The organism is Flavobacterium sp. WC2430, from assembly GCF_040822075.1.
Classification (GTDB): domain Bacteria; phylum Bacteroidota; class Bacteroidia; order Flavobacteriales; family Flavobacteriaceae; genus Flavobacterium.
Genome location: NZ_CP162007.1, coordinates 2,391,471 through 2,413,295, shown reverse-complemented (window position 1 = coordinate 2,413,295; position 21,825 = coordinate 2,391,471). Strand labels below are relative to the sequence as shown.

The following is a 21,825-nucleotide window of genomic DNA, read 5'->3' as shown; positions in this document are numbered from 1 at the left end:
ACTCATAACCTCTGTTATTCCCTACTTTTGCACCATCAAAAAATTAATAATAAAAATAGAATTATGTCATTAGTAGGAAAAAAATTCCCAAGTATTGCAGTTGATGCTATCTCAGAAATGGGAGACAACATGAAAATCAACATTTTTGAAGAAGCTACAAAAAACAACAAAAAAGTATTATTATTTTGGTACCCAAAAGACTTTACTTTTGTTTGCCCAACAGAATTACACGCTTTTCAAGCGGCTTTGCCTGAATTTGAAAAAAGAAATACAATTGTAATTGGTGCTTCATGTGATACAAATGAAGTACACTTTGCTTGGTTAAATACTCCAAAAAACAACGGTGGAATTGAAGGTGTTACTTACCCAATTCTTGCAGATACTAACAGAAACTTATCAAACATCTTAGGTATCCTTGATATTGATTCAACTGAATATAGTGAAGAAACTGATTCAGTTATGATCGAAGGATCTAATGTTACTTTTAGAGCGACGTACTTAATTGACGAAACTGGGAAAATTTTCCACGAAAGTGTTAACGATATGCCATTAGGTCGTAACGTAAACGAATACTTACGTATGGTTGATGCATATACTCATATTCAAGAAAAAGGTGAAGTTTGCCCTGCAAACTGGGAAGCTGGTAAAGAAGCAATGAGTGCTGACAGAAAAAGTACTGCTGAATACTTAAGCTTAAACTAATTTCTTAGGAGTTACAAAGTCTCAAAGTTGCAAAGCTCTTGAGTAGCTGAGTTACAAAGTTTCTAAAACTTTGAGACTTTGTAACTATTCAACTTTCAGACTCAATAAAAAACCTTTGCAACTTTGCATCTCTGCAACTTTGAACCAAAAAAAAAACATATGTTAATCGATTTAACCGAAGATACTTTAGCTGATTTAGTAAACCAAAACAATAAAGTTGTTGTTCAATTTTCAGCATCATGGTGTGGTAATTGCCGAATCATGAAACCAAAATTTAAAAAATTAGCGACTGAAAATGAAGCAATCACTTTTGTACTAGTAGATGCCGAAAATTCACCAGAATCAAGAAAACTAGCTAACGTGAATAACTTACCAACTTTTGCAACTTTTGTTGACGGTAAACTGATAAATGAAACGCAAACAAATAAACAAGAAGTACTAATTGAATTAGTGAATGAAATAGCATAATAGTTGAATTGTTTAATCGGTTAATCGGTTAAACGGTTAAACGGTTAGACAGATAACCAATTAAACATTTTAAAACATGAAATTACCTGTAATAAAGCATCTAACCCAATTTATAGAAGATAACGATCAAGATTATATCATAGAAACGATTGATGTTCTAGAAGCAATGACAGAGATCCCTTCATTGAAAGACGAAGAATTAGATGTTATAGGAGAACTAATTTCGAATATGTACGGCGCCATTGAAGTACACAAAATGATTAAAAATGGGACTGATAAAAAAGAAGCACTAAACACTTTTATGAAAAGAGTACTAGGTTCTATAGATAAATAAAATCAATTCTTTACAAAATAATAATAAAAACGCACTTAGAAATAAGTGCGTTTTTTTGATTTAAAAGATTATCTACCCAAAAGACGTTCGGGTACAACAGTTTGTAATTGTTCTAAAATCTTAGCGCTTAAAACCTAATTCTTAAATAATTTTCATACTTTTGAACCTTAACAAAAAACAAAAAAAATGGCTTCAATTACATTAGGAGGAAATCCAATACATACATCAGGTGAATTACCAAAAGTAGGAACTAAATTAGCTGATTTCAAATTAATACAAAACGACCTTTCAGTAGCTTCATTAGGCTCTTTTGCTGGAAAAAAATTAGTGTTTAATATTTTCCCTAGTATCGATACAGGAACTTGTGCAACATCAGTTAGAAAATTTAACGAAAGTGCTGCGAAATTAGAGAACACAGCTGTTTTATGTATTTCAAGAGATTTACCATTTGCTCAAAAACGTTTTTGTGGAGCTGAAGGAATTGAAAATGTGGTTAACTTATCTGACTTTCAAGCAGGAGAATTTGGTAAAGTAAATGGTTTAGAAATTGTTGACGGACCATTAGCTGGTTTACACTCTAGAGCACTTATTGTAACTGATGCTGATGGAACAATTATCCATACAGAACAAGTTGGCGAAATTGCAGATGAACCTAATTATGAAGCTGCCCTTGCAGTACTTTAATTAACAAATTAATGGAGTTTCAAAAAGACAACACTTTCTTTACCGGAAGATTAAAAAGCGTTACTTATGCTTTCAAAGGAGCTGTAAAATTAATTACGACAGAGCACAGTATTATGGTTCAATTTTCCATAGGGATCTTGTTAACAATTGCTGGCTTTTACTTTGGTATTTCATCAACAGAATGGCTTTTTCAAACCATGGCCATTGGCTTAGTGATGAGCATTGAAGGATTAAATACTGCAGTAGAAAAAGTAGCCGATTTTATACATCCTAATTATCATGAAAGAATTGGTTTCATAAAAGACATTGCTGCTGGTGCTGTATTTTTTGCAGCTATTACAGCAATAATAATCGGTTTAATCATATACATGCCTCGATTTCTATAGGCATAAGACAACCCAGAATGGCAAAAACAACAAAAAAAGAACCTGTAGACAAGAAGAGTAATCCAAAAGCAAAAGTTGGAAAATCATGGGAATTAACGAAACAACACAAAATTGTTTTGGGGAGTTTACTTATATTATTTTCTATAGCTTTACTGGTTGCTTTTATTTCCTTTTACCTCCATGGACAAGAAGATCAAAGTGCAGTTTCTCAACTGACAGATCGCTCTGAAGTTGTCCAAAATTGGTTAGGAAAATTTGGTGCTTATTTAGCTGATTTTATTGTTTATAGAGGTTTTGGTTTGGCTTCCTTCCTATTTGTCCGTTTGTTTTTCTTAACAGGGATTTATTTAATTGTAGGTATCTCAGCTAGAAAATTGAAAGGAATTTGGTTTTGGGATTTATTTGCCCTTATCATTGTTTCTATATTATTTGGTTTTTTTGCCACATCATTACCTGAACTGGGAGGAACAGTAGGGTACGAATTGAATTTATTTTTACAAGATTATATTGGAAAAACAGGAACCCTACTTACTTTACTTTTTGGGCTGATTATTTATGTGATTTTTAAAATTAAATTATCGCCTGAAAAAATCATGTCCTTTTTTGAAAATACCAAAAAAGAAATAAAAACGGATTTAAACACTGCTCCAACAACTAAAGGTGAAAGTGCTTACAACCTAGAAGAGTTTGCCGTTGCTGAAGAAAATGGATTAGAAAATATCGAATTAAAACCAAAAGCGTCCCAATTCGAAATTAATAAAGAAGCATTGAAACCAACCATTTCACATTCTTCCGAAATCAATTTGGACCCTGTTTTGAAACCAAATCCAGTTCAATCCAAACCTATTGAAGAAATACCTTTAGATACCTTTGTTGTTGAAACAGCACCAGAGGAAGATCTTATCGAAGAAAATCTAGCTTCAAGATTGGTTTCTGACTTTGGACTATTTGATCCTACTTTGGATTTATCCAATTACAAATACCCAACAATCGATTTATTAAAAGAATATTCAACTGGAGGAATTACAATCAATCAGGAAGAATTAGAAGAAAATAAAAATCGAATTGTTGATACATTACGCAATTACAAAATTGAGATTGCACAAATTAAGGCAACTGTTGGACCATCGGTAACTTTATATGAAATAGTTCCAGAGGCTGGAATTAGAATTTCGAAAATTAAAAACCTAGAAGACGATATTGCTTTATCACTATCGGCATTAGGGATTCGTATCATTGCTCCTATTCCTGGAAAAGGAACAATAGGTATTGAGGTTCCTAATAAGAATCCTACTATGGTTTCTATGAAAAGTGTTATTGGATCCGCTAAATTTCAAGAAGCCGAAATGGAGTTGCCAATTGCTTTAGGAAAAACAATTTCAAACGAAACATTTGTTGTCGATCTAGCCAAAATGCCCCATTTATTGATGGCAGGTGCTACAGGACAAGGAAAATCTGTTGGTTTAAATGCAGTTCTTACTTCATTATTATACAAAAAACATCCAGCAGAAGTTAAATTTGTTTTGGTTGACCCTAAAAAAGTAGAGCTAACTTTATTTAATAAAATTGAAAGACATTATCTCGCCAAACTTCCTGATACTGATGATGCGATTATTACAGATAATGCTAAAGTAGTAAACACTTTGAATTCTCTTTGTGTGGAAATGGACAATCGGTATTCTTTATTAAAAGATGCGATGGTGCGTAACATTAAGGAATACAATGATAAATTCAAAGCTAGAAAATTAAATCCTGAAAATGGACACCGTTTTTTACCTTACATCGTTTTGGTGGTGGATGAATTTGCCGATTTGATTATGACAGCAGGAAAAGAGGTCGAAGTACCTATTGCTCGTTTGGCTCAATTGGCGCGTGCTATTGGAATCCATTTAATAATTGCCACTCAAAGACCGTCAGTAAATGTAATTACAGGTTTGATTAAAGCCAACTTCCCTGCTAGAATAGCTTTTCGAGTAACATCGAAGATTGATTCAAGAACAATTTTGGACACCCAAGGAGCAGATCAATTGATTGGACGTGGAGACATGCTTTACACTAATGGAAATGATGTAGTCCGCGTACAGTGTGCTTTTATTGATACACCTGAAGTAGAAAAAATAACTGATTTTATAGGCTCACAAAAGGCATATGCTACCGCTTATTTACTTCCTGAGTTTGTGGGAGAGGAAAGTGGCATTAATCTTGATATGGATATATCCGATAGAGATACTTTGTTTAGAGAAGCGGCCGAAATCATTGTGAATGCACAACAAGGCTCAGCATCATTGTTACAAAGAAAACTAAAATTGGGTTACAACAGAGCCGGCCGATTAATTGATCAACTTGAGGCAGCTGGAATTGTAGGACCCTTTGAAGGAAGTAAAGCACGTAGTGTTAACATTCTAGACATGAGTTCTCTTGATCAATTTTTTAACAATGAACAAAACAATTAAAATTATGAAAACATTTATTCAAATTGCATTTATATTTCTTTTTAGCTTTTCGATACAAGCACAAGACAAAAAGGCAAAAGACCTTTTAGATCAAGTGACTGCAAAAGTAAAAAGTTATGATAATATTGTAATTGATTTTAAATATTCTTTAAATAACGCAAAAGAAAACATCAATCAAGACAGTAAAGGAAATGTAACTATGAAAAACAACCAATATGTGTTGAATTTCATGGGAATTACAAAGATTTTTGATGGAAGAAAAACGTATACTATTGTTCCAGAAGATGAAGAAATTACTATTTCAAATGTAAATGAAAAAGACGATAGTGCCATTACACCTTCAAAAATGCTTACTTTTTTCAATAGTGGCTACAGGTATTCAATGGATGCATTGCAAGATGTAAGAGGACGAAAAATTCAATATATCAAATTGATTCCTACCAATTCAAGAGATCAAAGAAAAGAAATCCTATTGGGAATTGATGTGCAAACAAAACACATCTATAATTTGATTGAAATGGGTAAAAAAGGAACAAAAACTACTTTAACCGTTAATTCTTTTAAAACCAACCAACCTTTGTCAAAAAATCAATTTATCTTTGCCGAAAGTAAATATCCAAATTACTACATCAATAAATTAGATTAAATTATTAGGTGAAAATTCTTGACAAATACTTATTAAAAACATTCTTGATTACATTTGCTACGGTATTTGTAATCTTGTTTTTTATATTCATACTGCAAACAGTTTGGCTATTCATAGCGGAACTAGCTGGTAAGGATTTAGATTTTGCATTAGTTATAAAATTTCTTTTATTCTCGATGCCTCGAATCATACCGTTGGTATTGCCCCTATCTATTTTATTGGCTTCCATAATGAGTTTTGGAAACCTTGCCGAAAACTACGAGTTTGCTGCAATGAAATCTTCGGGAATTTCACTACAAAGAGCCATGAGAGGCTTGACTATTTTTATTTTGTTACTCAGTGTGGTTGCCTTCTTTTTTGCTAATAATGTGATTCCGTATGCCGAATATAAATTCATAAACTTTAGAAAAAACATTGCACAAGTAAAACCTGCAATGGCAATTACTGAAGGCCAGTTTAGCGATGTTGGTTTTTACAACATTAAGGTAAATAAAAAATCAGGAAAAGACGGAAACACTTTGACTGGTATTACAATACATAAAAAATCAAATATTGGTGATGGTAGCAAAACCGTAATCAAGGCAAGAGATGGTGAACTGATTAGTAGCGAAAAATCCAGTATTCTACAACTGGTACTTAACAACGGAAATTATTATGAAGATCTGATTCCTAAAAAATATGAAGATCGAAACAAATTACCATTTGCGAAAAGCTCTTTTAAAAAATACACCATCAATATTGATTTATCACAATTGAACAAGGTTAACGTTGACGAAAACAATATCGCCAACACAAATACGATGTTGACTTTAAGTGAGTTAAACTATACTTTGGATTCTTTGAAAAAAAATTACAAAACGGAGATTATTTCTTATTCTGAAAATATAAATCTAAGAACTGGAATATCAAGTAATAACATTTATAATGATAAAGCGGAGCCAAAAAGCAAAAAAATACCTGATAACATTTTGTCCTTGTATACCAATGAACAAAAATCAGAAATTTTAAAAATTGCAAGCAGCAATGTCGTTAGCACCAATTATTCAATTGATGCAACCAAAGTAAATTTGGAAAACAAACAAAAAAACATAAACAATCACGTGCTGGCATTCTATGATAAGTTTGTAATTGCATACGCCTGTTTGATGATGTTTTTTATAGGCGCTCCACTAGGTGCCATCATCAGAAAAGGTGGACTTGGACTTCCAATCATCTTTGCTGTATTAATATTCATATCCTTTCACTTTATAAATACTTTTGGAAAAAGAATAGCCCAAGAAAACGGAATGTCTCCTTTTATGGGAGCCTGGATGTCGTCCTTTATTCTTACCCCATTAGCCATATTATTAACCTATAGGGCCACAAATGATATTGGATTAATAAACACGGATGTGATATTATCCCCCATTCAAAAAATATTTAAAAAATTATTTCCCTCTAAAAAATAAAAACCAATCATGGTCAAAAATAAAATACACCTCAATACAATTGAAGAAGCAATTGAAGATATCCGTCAAGGAAAAATAATCATTGTTGTTGATGATGAAGACAGAGAAAATGAAGGTGATTTCTTGGCTGCTGCCGAAAAGGTAACTCCAGAAATGATCAACTTTATGGCTACACATGGACGTGGATTAATATGCGCTCCATTAACCGAAAGTCGTTGTAAAGAATTAGGATTGCATGTAATGGTTACCAATAATACGGATCCAATGGAAACGGCCTTTACTGTTTCAGTAGATTTAAGAGGAAACGGCGTAACTACAGGAATATCTGCTGCAGATAGAGCCAAAACCGTTTTATCACTTATCGATTCTAATACAAAACCACATGATTTAGCAAGACCAGGTCATATTTTTCCTTTGATTGCAAAACAAGGTGGTGTACTAAGACGAACTGGTCATACTGAAGCTGCAATTGATTTTGCTAGACTAGCTGGATTTAAATCGGCTGGGGTTATCGTAGAGATCATGAATGAGGACGGTACAATGGCGAGATTACCACAATTAGTAAAAGTGGCGAAAAAATTTGATTTGAAATTAGTTTCTATCGAAGCACTTGTAGCATACAGAATGCAACATGACAGTTTGATTGTGAAAAAAGATGATTTTGATATTCAAACTCGTTTTGGAACTTTTCGTCTACGCGCTTACGAACAAACTACCAACAAACAAATTCATATTGCTTTGACAAAAGGGAATTGGAATTTAGGCGAGGCTGTTTTAACAAGAATCAATTCTTCGCAAGTAAATAATGATTTATTAGGCACTTTGACTAATAATGCAGACCAACAATTGGACGATATGTTTAAGGTTATTAACGAGCAAGGAAAAGGCGCTGTAATCTTTATTAATCAGGATATGCAATCGGTAAATTTATTAAATCGTTTGGCTGAATTAAAAATATTACAAGCAACAGGAGAAATAAAAGCACCAAAAATTAAGATTGACAGCAAAGATTTTGGTATTGGAGCACAAATTCTTCACGATATAGACATTTCTAAGATTCGTTTGGTCTCTAATACGGAACAAGGAAAACGTGTTGGAATGATTGGTTACGGTCTTGAAATAACAGAATACGTTAGCTATTAGTACATATTTATTTTATTTCTGAAAAATAATTTTTCTCTAAATCAAAGGAAATGAAACAATTAAAAAATACTTTCAAAAACAACTAAAATTTTTATCAAAATTGTTTTTGTAAACCGAAAAGAGTGCTTATATTTGCACTCGCAATCAGCAAATGATAGCACAGACTGGAGAAATGGCAGAGCGGTCGAATGCGGCAGTCTTGAAAACTGTTGACTGTAACAGGTCCGGGGGTTCGAATCCCTCTTTCTCCGCTGATAAAGATGTCAATTGACACTTTAAAAGTCAAAACCCTTTAAACATCAACGTTTAGAGGGTTTTTTGTTTTTGGTACATAGTCAAAATACACATTATATATCAAAGCTAAGTTACCCTATAGGTTACCCTTGAAATTATTCAAAATTAGGGTAACCGAATTTCTGGGGAATCCTTGGGAATCCCTCGGCAACCTTTTGTTTTACTGATAATTTTACAACAAATTAAAAATGTAACATTATGATTAAGACTTTTTTTTATCTGAAAACTGACAAGCAAAATAGTGAAGGAGAATCTCCTATTTATGCCAAAATTAAACTACAAGGTAAATCCACAACCTTAAGTACTGGTAAATTTATTAGCAGAGAAAGATGGGAATTCACAAATAAACTTAGAAATAAACTTCGTTTAAATAGTGAAGTCAACTGCAAAATAGCAATCGATTTTCTTGAAAATAAGATCGAGTCTATTTATTTTGAACTGACTCGCCACAACCCTAATTCTACCCTTTCAGATATCAAGAACAACTTAAACGGGAAATCAACAAAATCTGGTGAATATGATGTCCTAAAATTATTCAAAAACCACAGTGAATATTTTAAAAAGAAATCTGAAGTTGGTGAGCGTAGTAAAGCTTCACTTCAAAAATACAACAGAGCAAAAGATTTGTTATTCAATTTTATTAAAATAAAACACGGCAAAACATCATTTGACATTAATGATATAGACAATGAATTTATATACAATTTGGAATATTTTTTAAAATACGATTCCTCTTTTAATAGTAAACTCGGTATAAGTCATAATTCTGTAGTTAAATATTTTCAATGTTTTAAAACTGTTTGTATGTATGGAATCAAAAGAAATATTATTACTAATAATCCTTTTTTATGTTATGATGAAAAGTTAATAATTAGTGATGCCGTATTCTTAACAAAAGATGAACTTGAAAGAATCGAAGCAAAAGAATTCAGTTCGGAACGACTTAACAAAGTCAAGGACATTTTTTTATTTTCATGTTATACAAGCTATGCCCCCATTGACGTTGAAAACCTCACTAAAAAAAATATTATAAAAGATAATAATGGGGAATACTGGATTGTTACTAATAGGGCAAAAACCAAAATAAAGTCTAATGTACCAGTATTACCACCAGTTCAAAGGATTATTGATAAGTATGCAAATTTGGATAATGATAAACTACTTCCAAGCATCAGTAACCAGAAAATTAACGAGTACCTTAAGGAGATAGCTGATATATGCAGTATAGATAAAAAGCTAACTCATTACGTTGCGAGACATACTTTTGCTACTACAGTAACCCTTGGTAACGGTGTTAGAATTGAAAATGTTTCTAAAATGATGGGACATACAAGAATCACAATGACCCAACATTACGCTAAAGTACTTGACACTAATGTAATGAAGGATATGGATAAATTAAAAACAAAATTCGCTTAATCAAATATTTTATTTACTTTAGAAGCCCTCTTAGAAGGGCTTTTTTAAATAAAAATAATTATATGCTAAAATTAGTCAAACTCAATTTAGAGATAGAAAAGCTTCTTAACTTTGATATTGAATACAACGATGTTATTCAAAATTTTTTATACAATAAAAACTGGGTTACAGAAATTCCATCAATATATTTTAAAGAGACCAAAGAGAAAATTGAAAATTTAATCGATGAAAATATAGACTATGCAGATGAGAAAAATATATTATTCATAGAAAGCATATTAGAGGATATTCAAAAATTTTCAGTGTCTCTAACCCAACTTTTAAAAAGTTACTCGACTAATAATTTCTCTTATGATGATTGGTCAACGTCTCTTGTATTTCCTGATTATCCTCCCCAAATTTCCCCAATGGATTTCCCTGAACCCAATCCGAGTAATTTTTTTGATGCTAGAAATGAAATTATAATCGAAGTAATTAAAAACTTTTTTAACATTGGCACCTCTTTACATGATGAAGGTGAAACATTAGAAAATATTTTGATAAAAGAATTTAATATTGAAGAAGATAAAGTAGAATTTGTATTTGCTAAAGCACATCTTACATATATTCTGACTTTACATCTTGAAATGATTCATGATATTGGAAATTTTCTTAAAAGCATAACCAATGTCTACAATCGAAGAAAATGTAATATTGAAGAAAACTTAAATAGTTTAATACCTGAAGATTTAAAACTGGAATTTAACCTTTCTAAAACAGACCTTGGACATCTATTTTACAATCTATATGAAATTGGAATAATTGCTAAAGATAAAACAGATCCAAAAGATGAAAGAACAAGTCTTAAAAATTATATCAATAATGCCAACATCTTTTATTTAGATAAATCAATCTATACCAAAGCTCAAAAAATGACAAAAGCCATGCCAGTCGCTAGAGATTTAGATTCTAAAATTCTTGAAAAAGAAATCACTTTTCTTAATAGCTTAGTTGGGAAGCTATCCCAAAGAATTGATTCGTTAACAGAAAAGAAGGTAGATTTAAAGAAGAAGGGTTACTAATTGTATTGTTGGAATCCTTAGGAATCCCTAGATATACTTGTCAGAACCCCATAATTTTGCATTACAATAATTATAAAAAAGCATATTATGGAAAACAATAATTCGCAATTAATTTTACTGTCAGTAGAGAAACTTGAAAATATACTATATCCCCTTTTCAATAAACTGAATAGTATTGAGGAAAAACTCAAAAAAGAGAAAGTAAAGCAGGAAGATGCTTATTACAGAAATACAGACCTTAAAGCAAAATTTGGTCTTTCACCTAATACTATAATCAAATATAGAGAATCTGGCACAATACCATATACCATGATTGGTGAGTTATACTTGTATCCTAAAGCTCAATTTGACATCATCCTTAAAAAGAATTCTAACTGGGATTTATTCCAAAACAAACCTAGTTAGACGTCATAATTAAACATTTAGTACCAAATATTTTAAAAACTTTACTACCCATTGTTTATAAGCATCTAAAATTCTGGAGTTAATGAAATTGTTCTTGAATAAGATGAAGAAACAACCTTGGTTATGATATATCCAACTTCAACCAGATTAGATATTGGTTCAAGTCTAATTTTTCTGGTTGTTCCAAGTTCTTTAGCCATATCTCCAGCTCTTAGATTGAATAAAGCAATAGGAGGAAAATCTAGCATAAGCATTAGCATCAATTTTTCGGTACTCCCAATAGTTTTAAGTTTTAATAGTTTTGGGTTCATTTTTTAATTTTTTATCTCGTTATTTTAATAGTTGTAATTTTACGTAGTAACCATCTTCATTTGGATAGTCAATCTGTGTATTGATGTAATTTTTAATTTCTTTCTGATAAGTATCTTTAAAGTTAATAAGTGATAAATAATCCACTTTAACTAGTATTCCTAATCCTGTTTCAGAAAGTGACTTCCAGGAAGCCTAGATATAAGGATTAGTCAAATCAATAACGGTAGTATCATTAACGCCAATAATATATTAGATCAGTTGGCATATATATATATTGAAAGAGGTGCTTAAGGTAGTCCAGAATTAATGTGAATCGGTTATTATTGCTTGCCATATTGTTTTAAAGGTAAAAAACTGAACTGTAATGGGCTGAGGTGGGCAGGAAATTCTGCCCACCTCTTTTTTAGGGTTTGGATGAAAAATAAGTATAGTATAATTACACCTAAAAAAAATCGTAAGCAAATAAATTTTCTGTTTTTTGTTTCAGACAAGTGGTGATTGATTAGATATTAAATCAGTGATAAAAATATAACTCATGAAAATTTTAATGATTTCTTTAACGATGTTATTGTTCATTTAATCCAACAAAGCTAATGCTGTGTTCATTTGTGTTAGTAAGTCAGCTTCAAAATATCATTTTTCAGAAATTTGTAAGAGCTTGATTAGATGTACACATAAAATTTCTAAGGTTTCATTAGCTAAAGCTAAAAGTGGTGGCTATAGTTTATGTGGCTGGGAAGATTAAATTTTATTCAACTTATCAACATTAACTTTTATAAATCTATTTCAAATTTTCATTTTGAGTAACTTTGTATTCTCAAATGGAAATGGAAATGAAAATGAAAGTAATAGATCTAAATAATGTAACCCTCGAATTTTTAACATCAGATTTAACTTCATTAATTGAAGTTCCTTTTTTTGATGAGGGTATTTCTGCTGGATTTCCATCACCAGCTGACGACTTTCAAGAGCTTAAAATTAGCTTTGATAAAGAAGTATTTGGAACGTCACCATCAACTATTTTTTGCGCCCGTGTTTCTGGTTCTTCAATGGAAGGTGCAGGTATTTCAAATAATGATATTATTGCGGTAGATCGATTACTTGAGCCAGAAGATGGTGATATTGCTGTTTGTTTAATCTTTGATGAATTTACATTAAAAAGGTTAAGAGTTGAAAAGGATTGCGTTTGGCTAATGCCTGAAAACGATAACTACAAACCAATTCAAATTACTGATAATGAATCATTCCAAATTTGGGGGATTGTTACTCATACCCTGAAAGATCACCGTAAAAGAAAATAGCTATGTACGCTTTAATCGATTGTAATAACTTTTATGCTAGTTGTGAACGAGTGTTCAAGCCTAGTTTAAGAAATAAACCAATTGTTGTTTTATCAAACAATGATGGGTGTGTTGTTGCACGGTCAAATGAAAGCAAAGCATTAGGTGTAAAAATGGGTGTTCCAATTTTTCAAATTAAAGATTTAGTTAAGGAACATAACATTGTTGTTTGTTCATCAAATTATACACTATATGGTGATCTATCCAACAGGGTAATGACTTTGATAAAAGAATTTTCACCAGATGTTGAAGTATATTCAATTGATGAAGCATTTTTAAAGTTTAATGGCTTTAAATATTTTGATTATAATCAGATTGGATTGGAAATGCACCGCATCGTAAAAAAAGGTGTTGGTATTCCAATATCAGTTGGATTTGCACCAACTAAAGCGTTAGCTAAAGTTGCCAATAAGATAGCAAAGAAGTATCCAGAACGCACACAAAACTATTACATAATTGATAATGAAGAAAAGAGAATTAAAGCGCTTAAATGGACTAAAATAGAGGATGTTTGGGGTATTGGTAGACAATTTTCCAAACGACTTCAATCAATTGGTGTGGCCAATGCTTATCAATTTACTCAATTAAGTGATTCTTACGTTAGAAAATATTTTACAGTTGTTGGATTAAGATTAAAAAAGGATCTGGAAGGTGAGCCAACTATAAATTTTGAAGATATTAAGCCAAAGCAAAACATTGCAACTACCCGCAGCTTCGATGTAATGATGAAAAACAAAGATGATTTACGTGAACGAGTTTCAACATTTGCATCATTGGCAGCTGTTAAGCTTAGAAATCAAAAAAGTAATTGTGAATTGATTCAAGTTTTCATTTACACCAATAGATTTAGACAAGATTTACCACAGTATAGTAGCTATAAAACCGTTAAACTACCATTTCCAACATCATCAACATTTGAATTAAATAAATATGCTCAGATGGCTTTAAATTCGATTTATAAAGAAGGATTTAGTTATAAAAAAGCTGGTGTAATTTTAATGGGAATTAGTCATGATGAAACACAACAATTATCAATGTTTGAATATGAGAATCCAAAACATAAAGTATTGATGAATGTATTGGACAAAATGAATATAAAATTAGGTGATAAAGTTAAGTTTGGTGGTCAAGATTTAAAACGAAAATGGAAAATGAAACAAGAAAGCTTATCACCTTGTTATTCAACAAATCTAAAAGACATTATAACAATTAATTGTAAATTATAATGTGTTTTTTCACTCAACAAGTAGCAATATGTAATAAAGTTGAAACAAGATTTTCAGCTAAGGTAGATAATCGAGAAAAGTTTATTAAATCTGATTTTGTAAATGGTTTTAGTTATCCAAATCTTCCAGTTATAATTGATGAAAAACCAGATATTATTTCAACAGATTTTACTTGGGGACTAATTCCATCTTGGGCCAAAGATGATGAAATTAGAAAAAATACACTTAATGCAAGGATAGAAACGGTTGAAGAAAAACCATCTTTTAAAAATTGTGTAAATAATAGATGCTTAGTTATTGTCACTGGTTATTTCGAATGGCATTGGAACGATTCAAAAGGAAAGGAAAAGGAAAAGTATTTGATCAATTCACAGGAAGACGAGATTTTTTGTTTAGCTGGTTTGTATTCAAATTGGTTAAATCCTAGTACTGGTGACATTGTAAATACTTATACGATCTTAACAACTGAAGCTGATAAAACTATGCAGTATGTACATAACCACAAAAAGAGAATGCCAGTTATGATTAACAGAATTGATGAAAGAAAATGGTTGGATGATTCTATTTCAATTAAAGATTTTGCTTATCCTAACTATCAACCAAATTTAATAGCATTTCAAACACAGTAAACCATGGACTATTTCAACGGAACAACAAATGATGATTTCAAAGCTTATTTTTTAAAAGATTTGAATTGTTTAGACGAATTGACACAATATATTTATCCAAATGAAATGATGGAAGATAATAATGTTATTGATGAACACATAATGAGGTGCCAAAGTATCTTAGGTGATTATATAATAAATGTTTTGAGCGAAAATGATAAAATAACAGTTGAAAAAATAAATGAATTGTATGAGAATAAAAATAAAGAATTGAATTTATTATTTCAACCAGAAATGGATTTTTTTTATAAAAAAGTAAAAGTAAAAATTATAGAACTTGGTTAATAAATACTTCAATATCTTTTTCAGTTACAATGATTTGACCAATTTCGTCATTATTTAATTTATTGAATAATAGGTTAATTACCTGATCTTCATCATATATAACATAATTTATTTCAATATCTGAAAAATGAAATGTTAGATAGGTTGAATTATCAATTTTACTTTGCATTTCTTCATCTATGTAATCATAATCATTGTCCAGTTCAACTCCAAAATAATCTATGGTAGGTGAGTTTGCAGCGATTAAATCTTTCGCAAATTCTAAAATATTGACTGTAGGTAACTCCACCTTAGGTATGGTTAGTATTAATGTGTGATTTATCATATTTTTTTTTATTTTTCTTCTGAACGTGAATAAGTAATTAAAATGTCTGCTATGTGAGAGTAGGCTTAAAAATTATTATTAGATGTCATATCTACTTTCTCCTTTTTGTCCTAAATGTTTAATTAGTGTTGATTAGATCAATTTATTTTCATAAAGATCAAGGAAAAAAATTAAATCTTCTGCGGAATATTCATCTGATCTTTTTTCCATTTCGAAAATATCCTTGTAATCTTCAAATTGGTTATTCTTGGCCATCTTGCGTTTTACTTTATCTAATCTTTCTTCTAATTCTTCTCTGATTTTTTTGTCACTTTTAATTTCGGTCTTAAGTAATGTTTCTTCAGTCATTGTTTTATCGATTGTTACTTTCGCAACTTCCGTATGAGGTGTGATTTCTTCTACAGCTATAGGTGGTTTAACTTCAAAAGTAGAGGGAAGTTTTTCAAATTTTAATGGATTAATTATTTCTTCTATGATGACTGAATCAATCTCGTCAATAGCTATTATAGAAGTTTCACTAATAATTTCAATTGGAGTTGATAATGATGTGTCGATCTTAGAATTTGGTAAAATATATTCGTCATATAATTTTTGGATAAAATCCCAATCTAAATTAATAGTGCGATTTGATTTAAACCCTAATCGATTATTATATTTTTTTGATTCGGAAGTTATGTAGCCCATTTTCCTTATTTCTTCAATAGCATCTTTGACGGTTGATTCTGCCAGATATATATGCTTAGCTATATCTTTGTTTTGGAAGGTAATATTGTCATCCGTTTTTTCATAGTGGACTAATTTAAGGAGAATTTTAAACTGCGTTGGGTTGATGTAAAATACTTTACCTTTATTTTGGCGAGCTGATGCCATAAATAGGACATCATGGTAAAACTTTTTAATTTGTGAAAATTGTTTCATTATGTTTTTTTATTGGGTATTCTTTATTATTGGTGGTTAAGTCTGTAACCCACGCTGGAGGAGCAACCCTCCAGCAACAGAATTTTAATGAGTTAATTCTCTTTAATTATAAATTCTAGAAAATGAAACTTTTAAATGATTCCACTTTTTTGAAACGTAATACAGTATAATAACGAAAAAAAAATAAAAGTCAATGCATACTCTAAAATTAATTCATATTTTCGTCTAATTATAAAATGTAAGATGTTCAACTTTGAGCTTTTATACTATTGATAGTTATGTGACTGTAACATTCACAGTCCTTTGACTGCTAAACAAACAGTTATATAACTGTTAATGAAACAGTCGAATAACCCCCATATTACTACTATATTATTAATATATTTAAAACTATAATATAAAACTATAGAGATATATAATTATTAAAGTAATATTTATATAATAGAAAATTTAAATCTATTGAAATTTTAGCTTCAATTTTTTTTAAAATGAATTTCAAATTCATTTAATAAATTATTCCTTTTAAATAATATGACTAAATGTTATAATAATTTTTTCATGAAATCATATTATTTTAATTTAGCTTTAGCTACATCATAAAATATAAATTATCAATTAGCGTCAGCATGCTTTTAGTTTTAATCATTCTTTATGTTTTTTTTACTAATAATAAAGCTTGTAATGAATTTTTATCCTGAATTAGAGTATTGTGTTATAAATAAAATTATAATAGCTTAAATCGCTTTATATGGCTTTAGTCATTCTGAATTTAATTAATATCTCAATTAGCGTCAGCTAACTTTTAGTTTTTACCGTTATTTATCTATTATTCAAAGATGAATAAGACTTTTAATAGATCTTTTACTTCAATTAGATAAAAAAATGTAAGATAAATAAAATTACAATAGCTTAAATCGCTTTATTTGGCTTTAGCCATATCGTATAAAAATAACATCTCAATCAGCGTTAGCGATCTTTCTGTTTTTCCATCTCCGATGATAAGCCAGCCATGGTAACTCAATTAAGCTACGCTAAGTTAAACCAGCCTTTTAAATAAAATTTAGTCATAACAATTATCTTTAACTCTCCCCATCATAATATCATTCACTAAAGTTTCTAAAAAATCAAAAATTAATTACATCATGTACGAAGTGTTCGTAAATCATGACCATGGCTAAAGTATCTAATTCACAATATTTGAGTAAACCTTGTGAAATTTCAAGTCTCTCTTTAGTTGTCATATCCATGTATTGTAATTTGGCGTATGCAGTTAAAGCGGCCCCACCATCAGCAATATTTTCCATATCAGATAAGTTTGCCTCCATTTCAATTTCTGTCCAATTGTCGAATAATGGAGGTAATATTTTGTACGGATTAATTACCGTATCACCATCCATTTGTAACCATATGTGATGGGGTGGAAAATTATGGCTGGTTAAATTGATATCTCCGATAGGCTGACTATATTTCATTTTCAGAAAATCACTTGAGTTCAAACTAGCTGGTAAAACAGCTTTGATTGAATTGGACCCTTTGGTGTATGGATTATAATAATAGTTCTTCACCACTTTACATAAATCGATCATATTTCGATGTCCTTCCCAGATTTCCGCTTTTTTGGCTATTGATTGACTAATAGTTTTTAGAAAGCTTACCAGTTCCTTTTTATCAATTTCATTACTTTCCTCCAGCTGAATTATAATCGCATTGACAATGGAATTTTCATGAGTTGCATATTTAAAAACAGAACCGTTATCATTTCCTAAAGCTGATTGTAAAGCTCTAGCAAATATAAAATTCGGAAATTCTCCAGCTATATTATTAATATATTGGCTCTTGTGTTCTATAGTCCCATCTTCATTATACTTATGATGAGAAAACTGAAAAGCAACTTGCTCATAAGGTTTGCGGCCAGCCGTAAATGGTAATGCCACGGTGCTGGTTTCAAAATCGATGAAATGATATGGGAAAACCCATTTCTCCATTTCTTGTTTTAATTCGTCTTTTTCAGCATGAAACGAAGTATCAACATTAACAGCTTTTTCAACCTGAATCCATTGTCTTTCCGATGGAGCGATTCTTCCTGCCTCGGGTTTAAATTTGAAATCATTTTCTGTTAATTGTTCCATCAGCAAACGGTTTTCCTCCATTAGGTTTTTGCCTCTAAAATTCCATATTTGCATCGCATTTGGTTTCTCAAATTCTTTTGTCGACCACTTCAATTGTTTACTGAAACAGTGTTTGAAACCAGACTTCAAGCCTTCCTGTTCTTGTTGAAGTGTTGTCTTAAATTCACAATTTTTACATGAACTAAATTGTATGGGCCAATTTAAATAAACATCTTCCTGGTACGCCTTTTTGAAAATAGCAATAGCTTCTTCAAAGTTCAGATTTTCATAATATTTATATTTGTTGGCGATAATATCATTTATAATATCATCAACATTTATTTCTGCTAAAACCGTACTTCCGATCTCTTCCAAAGAATGAACACGTTTAATAATATCAGTTCTTGGATTACCATTATTCGGGATCCGAAACAATTGGTTTAAACCGTCGATAGTCGCTTTTTTAGTTTTGTCTGCCATCAATAAATAGGCTTCGAATTTCAAATTAGGATACGTTTTTTGCGCTACATATTTTTGAAAAGCCAAATCAAATAAATAAGATTTCCAACTACTTACCAATGCGCCTCGTGAACCAACAAATATATTTCCGTCATTTGGATTAAATGATTTAGCCTTGACTTCAATTAGTTTAATGTTATTACCGTTTTTGACAATAATATCTGTACGAATAAAAAGTCCATCCACCTGGAAAGCTGCTTCGTAAATGACTACATTTTCCAGAAGTAAAGCTTCTTGTGTAAGCTGGAAAGCTTTATCATATTCATAATTCTCTGTATCGATAAAAATTCCTTGAGGATAATGGAGTCTTGCTAACTCTTCAACTTGGAAACCACCGCTAGCCAAAGCCTTCATAAAAGGATCATCGCTTTTGTTGTTGGCGAATTCTTTTTTTGAAGTAAAAAAGAGTTTATTTGGGCACTCTAGAGCTGTTTTGAATCTCGATTTTGTTAATGGTTTCATAGTATTATTAATGAATAGTTGAATTAATAATCAGATAAACGTTACTGATATTTCTATAGAATATTAATCTTGAATGGAATTACTAACCTCAAATCCATTTTGAAAAGTAATTAATGTATCATTTTTAATTCTTTTTAAATTTTGGTTTTGATATTTTAAATTTTTTAAAATTATCATCCCATCCACCTTTAAAAGCTGAAATTCTAAATTGTTAATATTGAAATTATTTGTACGAATTTCATAGCTGCCAATTAACCCAATCTCTTTTTGTTCAATATAAATACCTGTTTCGTAATCTGGATTTGTTCTAGAAACAGAAGTGTTATATAATGGAAAAAGTAATAGCTCTTCTAATAAATCATTAATTTTAAGTTTCTGGACCTTCCTATTCTTGTACCAAATTTCAATTTGATTTTTCTGGTTATTAATCAATCCACCTATTTTAATTGACACTAAATCATTCATTGACTCAATAGCACCCTCATTTAGTAAATAATAAAAATATGGATCAATAATAGCTTTGCACAGTGACTGATTCATTTTTAGCGCTATTTTTTCCCAATGGTTTTTTTGTTCATTAGATATAGAAATCCGTTTTAGGATCCATGCTTCACCAAATAGATTTATCTTGAGCTTATTTTTTAACATGAAGAAGAGTTTATTTTTAGCTAAACGACTACCAAAACCTAATTAATCATTATACTGCTTCAAAGTCGCTTCCAGCATTTTAATTATTTCATTCTTAAGACTCAAAGGCTCAATTACTTTAACTTCTTTTCCCACCGAAAGCACTTCCATCAAAAAATCGTAAGTTGGATGTAAAAACAGTTCTATTCGGTATTCCTTTTCATTATTAATCAATTCTCTCTGAGAATGATGCAAAGGCAATGATTTTATATATTTTCCCTGGTCATAGGAATAAGACAAAATTATTTTTTGTGGCGGATTATTATCTTCAGTGATAATTCCAAAACTATAGCGATAAACTTCTTCTGGATAATAACCAGTAGGATAAATAAACTTTTTTCTAGAAATATCTAAATCAGTAATTCGATCCAGACCAAACGGTTTAATCCGATTGTCTTTCGTGTCTTTTGCGATTAGGTACCATCGATTTCTAGCTTCTTTTAAAGCCAATGGCTGGACAGTTCGCATTGTTTTCTCGTGATCTTCATCCCAATATTTTTCATGAGTAAAATGCACCTCGAAATGATTTTTTATGGCATGGATCAGTCCATGCATATTTTCGGTTCCCAGAGGTTGACGGTTCTCTAAAATGATTTGATTAGAGAGACCTTCAGAAACACTTAACGCATTAAATATTTGAAATGATTCCATTAAACGGTCGTTTTTTACTTCGTCCGCATCATGAACTATTTCATAACAATTCATGGAACGATTATATTCAATATCAATTTGATAAATATCTCTAATTTCATTTACATCACGCTCAAACGTTCGTTTTGAGATCATATAATTTTCATCTGCATCAATAGAATGGTTTTCCAAATGTTTTTGTAATTCTTTAAAAGAACAAGGATTGGATCTTAATTTATTAATAACTAAATGGTGCCGTTTGATGAACTGTTTCTTTGACATAGTATGATTGTTAATCTATTCCAAAATTACTGCTACATCACGACATAATATGTCGTTATTAAATAAATTTTTAAAATATTTACTTAGCATTTAAAAAACAGATTCACTTCCGCTTCAAAAACGGTTGCAGGTATACGATGTGCCAAGTCTTTTAAAAGATGGATCCGTATATCATTTTCTCTAGGCACAAAATTTAGAATATATTTGAGATTGTCTTCAGCCTTTATAGTGTCATCTTGTATACCCAAAACAAATTGTATCAAATGATGGTGTACTACATCTATATTTGGAATGTTTTGCTCCGTGGCATGGTATGGTAAGGCTGGATTGAATAACAAAGCAGGTACTTTCAATAATTTGGATAAGTAGAATCCAGTAAATCCACCCATACTACTACCTATGATTACATCGATATTCTTCTTATGATACTCATCAAATAGCGTTTGAATCATATCTGGATTTGATTTATAATCTAAAGCGGGTGCAAAGACATTGCCGTATTTTTGTAAGATATTTTTTTTATCAGTAGTTAGCGGGCTTTCAAGTCCGTGGAGAAATAAAATATTCATGTTTTACTATTTTTGATTAAATATAAGTGATTTTTATCTAAAGTGATTAAA

The 21,825-nt window shown here is 30.7% G+C and carries 23 protein-coding genes and 1 tRNA gene; 17 read left to right on the top strand and 7 right to left on the bottom strand.

Annotation, left to right across the window (positions count from 1 at the left end; translation table 11 throughout):
- The first annotated feature begins 63 nt into the window (after nt 1-63).
- The 13 genes from AB3G36_RS10615 to AB3G36_RS10555 all read left to right on the top strand — a co-directional run bounded on the left by AB3G36_RS10615 (nt 64) and on the right by AB3G36_RS10555 (nt 11,443).
- Nucleotides 64-702 (top strand): peroxiredoxin, encoded by a 639-nt coding sequence (locus AB3G36_RS10615; RefSeq protein WP_367752531.1) that lies wholly within the window; start codon nt 64-66, stop codon nt 700-702.
- 159 nt (nt 703-861) lie between these two features.
- On the top strand, nt 862-1,170 hold the full coding sequence (locus AB3G36_RS10610; protein WP_367752529.1) for a thioredoxin family protein: 309 nt from the start codon (nt 862-864) through the stop codon (nt 1,168-1,170).
- A 76-nt stretch (nt 1,171-1,246) separates the two neighbouring features.
- On the top strand, nt 1,247-1,504 hold the full coding sequence (locus AB3G36_RS10605; protein WP_367752527.1) for a hypothetical protein: 258 nt from the start codon (nt 1,247-1,249) through the stop codon (nt 1,502-1,504).
- Nucleotides 1,505-1,690: 186 nt separating this feature from the next.
- Nucleotides 1,691-2,188, top strand: coding sequence for a thiol peroxidase (gene tpx / locus AB3G36_RS10600; RefSeq protein WP_367752525.1), 498 nt, complete (start codon nt 1,691-1,693; stop codon nt 2,186-2,188).
- A gap of 11 nt (nt 2,189-2,199) precedes the next feature.
- Nucleotides 2,200-2,574 (top strand): diacylglycerol kinase family protein, encoded by a 375-nt coding sequence (locus tag AB3G36_RS10595; protein WP_367752523.1) that lies wholly within the window; start codon nt 2,200-2,202, stop codon nt 2,572-2,574.
- Between the two features lie 17 nt (nt 2,575-2,591).
- Nucleotides 2,592-5,027: a DNA translocase FtsK gene (locus AB3G36_RS10590; protein WP_367752521.1), complete on the top strand. Its 2,436-nt coding sequence runs from the start codon at nt 2,592-2,594 to the stop codon at nt 5,025-5,027.
- A gap of 4 nt (nt 5,028-5,031) precedes the next feature.
- Nucleotides 5,032-5,673, top strand: a complete 642-nt coding sequence (locus tag AB3G36_RS10585; protein ID WP_367752519.1) for an outer membrane lipoprotein carrier protein LolA — start codon at nt 5,032-5,034, stop codon at nt 5,671-5,673.
- Between the two features lie 8 nt (nt 5,674-5,681).
- The gene (locus AB3G36_RS10580; RefSeq protein ID WP_367752517.1) at nt 5,682-7,121 is read left to right on the top strand and encodes an LptF/LptG family permease; all 1,440 of its coding nucleotides are present in this window, start codon (nt 5,682-5,684) and stop codon (nt 7,119-7,121) included.
- A 9-nt stretch (nt 7,122-7,130) separates the two neighbouring features.
- On the top strand, nt 7,131-8,264 hold the full coding sequence (gene ribB, locus AB3G36_RS10575) for a 3,4-dihydroxy-2-butanone-4-phosphate synthase (protein ID WP_367752515.1): 1,134 nt from the start codon (nt 7,131-7,133) through the stop codon (nt 8,262-8,264).
- A gap of 166 nt (nt 8,265-8,430) precedes the next feature.
- Nucleotides 8,431-8,515, top strand: a tRNA-Ser gene (locus AB3G36_RS10570).
- A gap of 241 nt (nt 8,516-8,756) precedes the next feature.
- Nucleotides 8,757-9,977 carry a site-specific integrase gene (locus AB3G36_RS10565; RefSeq protein WP_367752513.1) on the top strand — a complete coding sequence of 407 codons (1,221 nt, stop codon included), beginning with the start codon at nt 8,757-8,759 and terminating at the stop codon, nt 9,975-9,977.
- Between the two features lie 62 nt (nt 9,978-10,039).
- On the top strand, nt 10,040-11,038 hold the full coding sequence (locus tag AB3G36_RS10560) for a hypothetical protein (protein ID WP_367752511.1): 999 nt from the start codon (nt 10,040-10,042) through the stop codon (nt 11,036-11,038).
- Between the two features lie 87 nt (nt 11,039-11,125).
- Nucleotides 11,126-11,443: a helix-turn-helix domain-containing protein gene (locus AB3G36_RS10555; RefSeq protein WP_367752509.1), complete on the top strand. Its 318-nt coding sequence runs from the start codon at nt 11,126-11,128 to the stop codon at nt 11,441-11,443.
- Nucleotides 11,444-11,508: 65 nt separating this feature from the next.
- Here the strand turns inward: AB3G36_RS10555 and AB3G36_RS10550 are convergent, their stop codons facing one another.
- On the bottom strand, nt 11,509-11,754 hold the full coding sequence (locus AB3G36_RS10550; protein ID WP_367752507.1) for a hypothetical protein: 246 nt from the start codon (nt 11,752-11,754) through the stop codon (nt 11,509-11,511).
- Between the two features lie 834 nt (nt 11,755-12,588).
- On the opposite strand from AB3G36_RS10550, the gene AB3G36_RS10545 reads away from it, so the two are divergent.
- From AB3G36_RS10545 to AB3G36_RS10530, 4 genes are read left to right on the top strand one after another with little or no spacing between them, the layout of a single operon-like run.
- Nucleotides 12,589-13,056 carry a LexA family protein gene (locus AB3G36_RS10545; protein WP_367752505.1) on the top strand — a complete coding sequence of 156 codons (468 nt, stop codon included), beginning with the start codon at nt 12,589-12,591 and terminating at the stop codon, nt 13,054-13,056.
- A 2-nt stretch (nt 13,057-13,058) separates the two neighbouring features.
- Nucleotides 13,059-14,321: a Y-family DNA polymerase gene (locus AB3G36_RS10540; protein WP_367752503.1), complete on the top strand. Its 1,263-nt coding sequence runs from the start codon at nt 13,059-13,061 to the stop codon at nt 14,319-14,321.
- Nucleotides 14,321-14,950, top strand: a complete 630-nt coding sequence (locus tag AB3G36_RS10535; protein WP_367752501.1) for an SOS response-associated peptidase — start codon at nt 14,321-14,323, stop codon at nt 14,948-14,950. Before AB3G36_RS10540 ends, AB3G36_RS10535 begins: the two co-directional genes overlap by 1 nt.
- A gap of 3 nt (nt 14,951-14,953) precedes the next feature.
- Nucleotides 14,954-15,274 carry a hypothetical protein gene (locus tag AB3G36_RS10530; protein ID WP_367752499.1) on the top strand — a complete coding sequence of 107 codons (321 nt, stop codon included), beginning with the start codon at nt 14,954-14,956 and terminating at the stop codon, nt 15,272-15,274.
- Here AB3G36_RS10530 and AB3G36_RS10525 read toward each other — a convergent pair.
- The 6 genes from AB3G36_RS10525 to AB3G36_RS10500 all read right to left on the bottom strand — a co-directional run bounded on the left by AB3G36_RS10525 (nt 15,258) and on the right by AB3G36_RS10500 (nt 21,774).
- Nucleotides 15,258-15,599, bottom strand: a complete 342-nt coding sequence (locus AB3G36_RS10525; RefSeq protein WP_367752497.1) for a hypothetical protein — start codon at nt 15,597-15,599, stop codon at nt 15,258-15,260. The genes AB3G36_RS10530 and AB3G36_RS10525 overlap by 17 nt on opposite strands.
- Before the next feature lie 132 nt (nt 15,600-15,731).
- Entirely contained in the window at nt 15,732-16,517 is a 786-nt protein-coding gene (locus AB3G36_RS10520; RefSeq protein WP_367752495.1) for a hypothetical protein, read from the bottom strand.
- A gap of 1,124 nt (nt 16,518-17,641) precedes the next feature.
- On the bottom strand, nt 17,642-19,606 hold the full coding sequence (locus AB3G36_RS10515) for a DUF2779 domain-containing protein (RefSeq protein WP_367752493.1): 1,965 nt from the start codon (nt 19,604-19,606) through the stop codon (nt 17,642-17,644).
- 63 nt (nt 19,607-19,669) lie between these two features.
- Entirely contained in the window at nt 19,670-20,254 is a 585-nt protein-coding gene (locus tag AB3G36_RS10510) for a hypothetical protein (RefSeq protein ID WP_367752491.1), read from the bottom strand.
- A gap of 42 nt (nt 20,255-20,296) precedes the next feature.
- Nucleotides 20,297-21,205, bottom strand: a complete 909-nt coding sequence (locus AB3G36_RS10505; RefSeq protein ID WP_367752489.1) for a helix-turn-helix transcriptional regulator — start codon at nt 21,203-21,205, stop codon at nt 20,297-20,299.
- An 83-nt stretch (nt 21,206-21,288) separates the two neighbouring features.
- Nucleotides 21,289-21,774 carry a YqiA/YcfP family alpha/beta fold hydrolase gene (locus AB3G36_RS10500; RefSeq protein ID WP_367752487.1) on the bottom strand — a complete coding sequence of 162 codons (486 nt, stop codon included), beginning with the start codon at nt 21,772-21,774 and terminating at the stop codon, nt 21,289-21,291.
- Between the last annotated feature and the right edge of the window lie 51 nt (nt 21,775-21,825).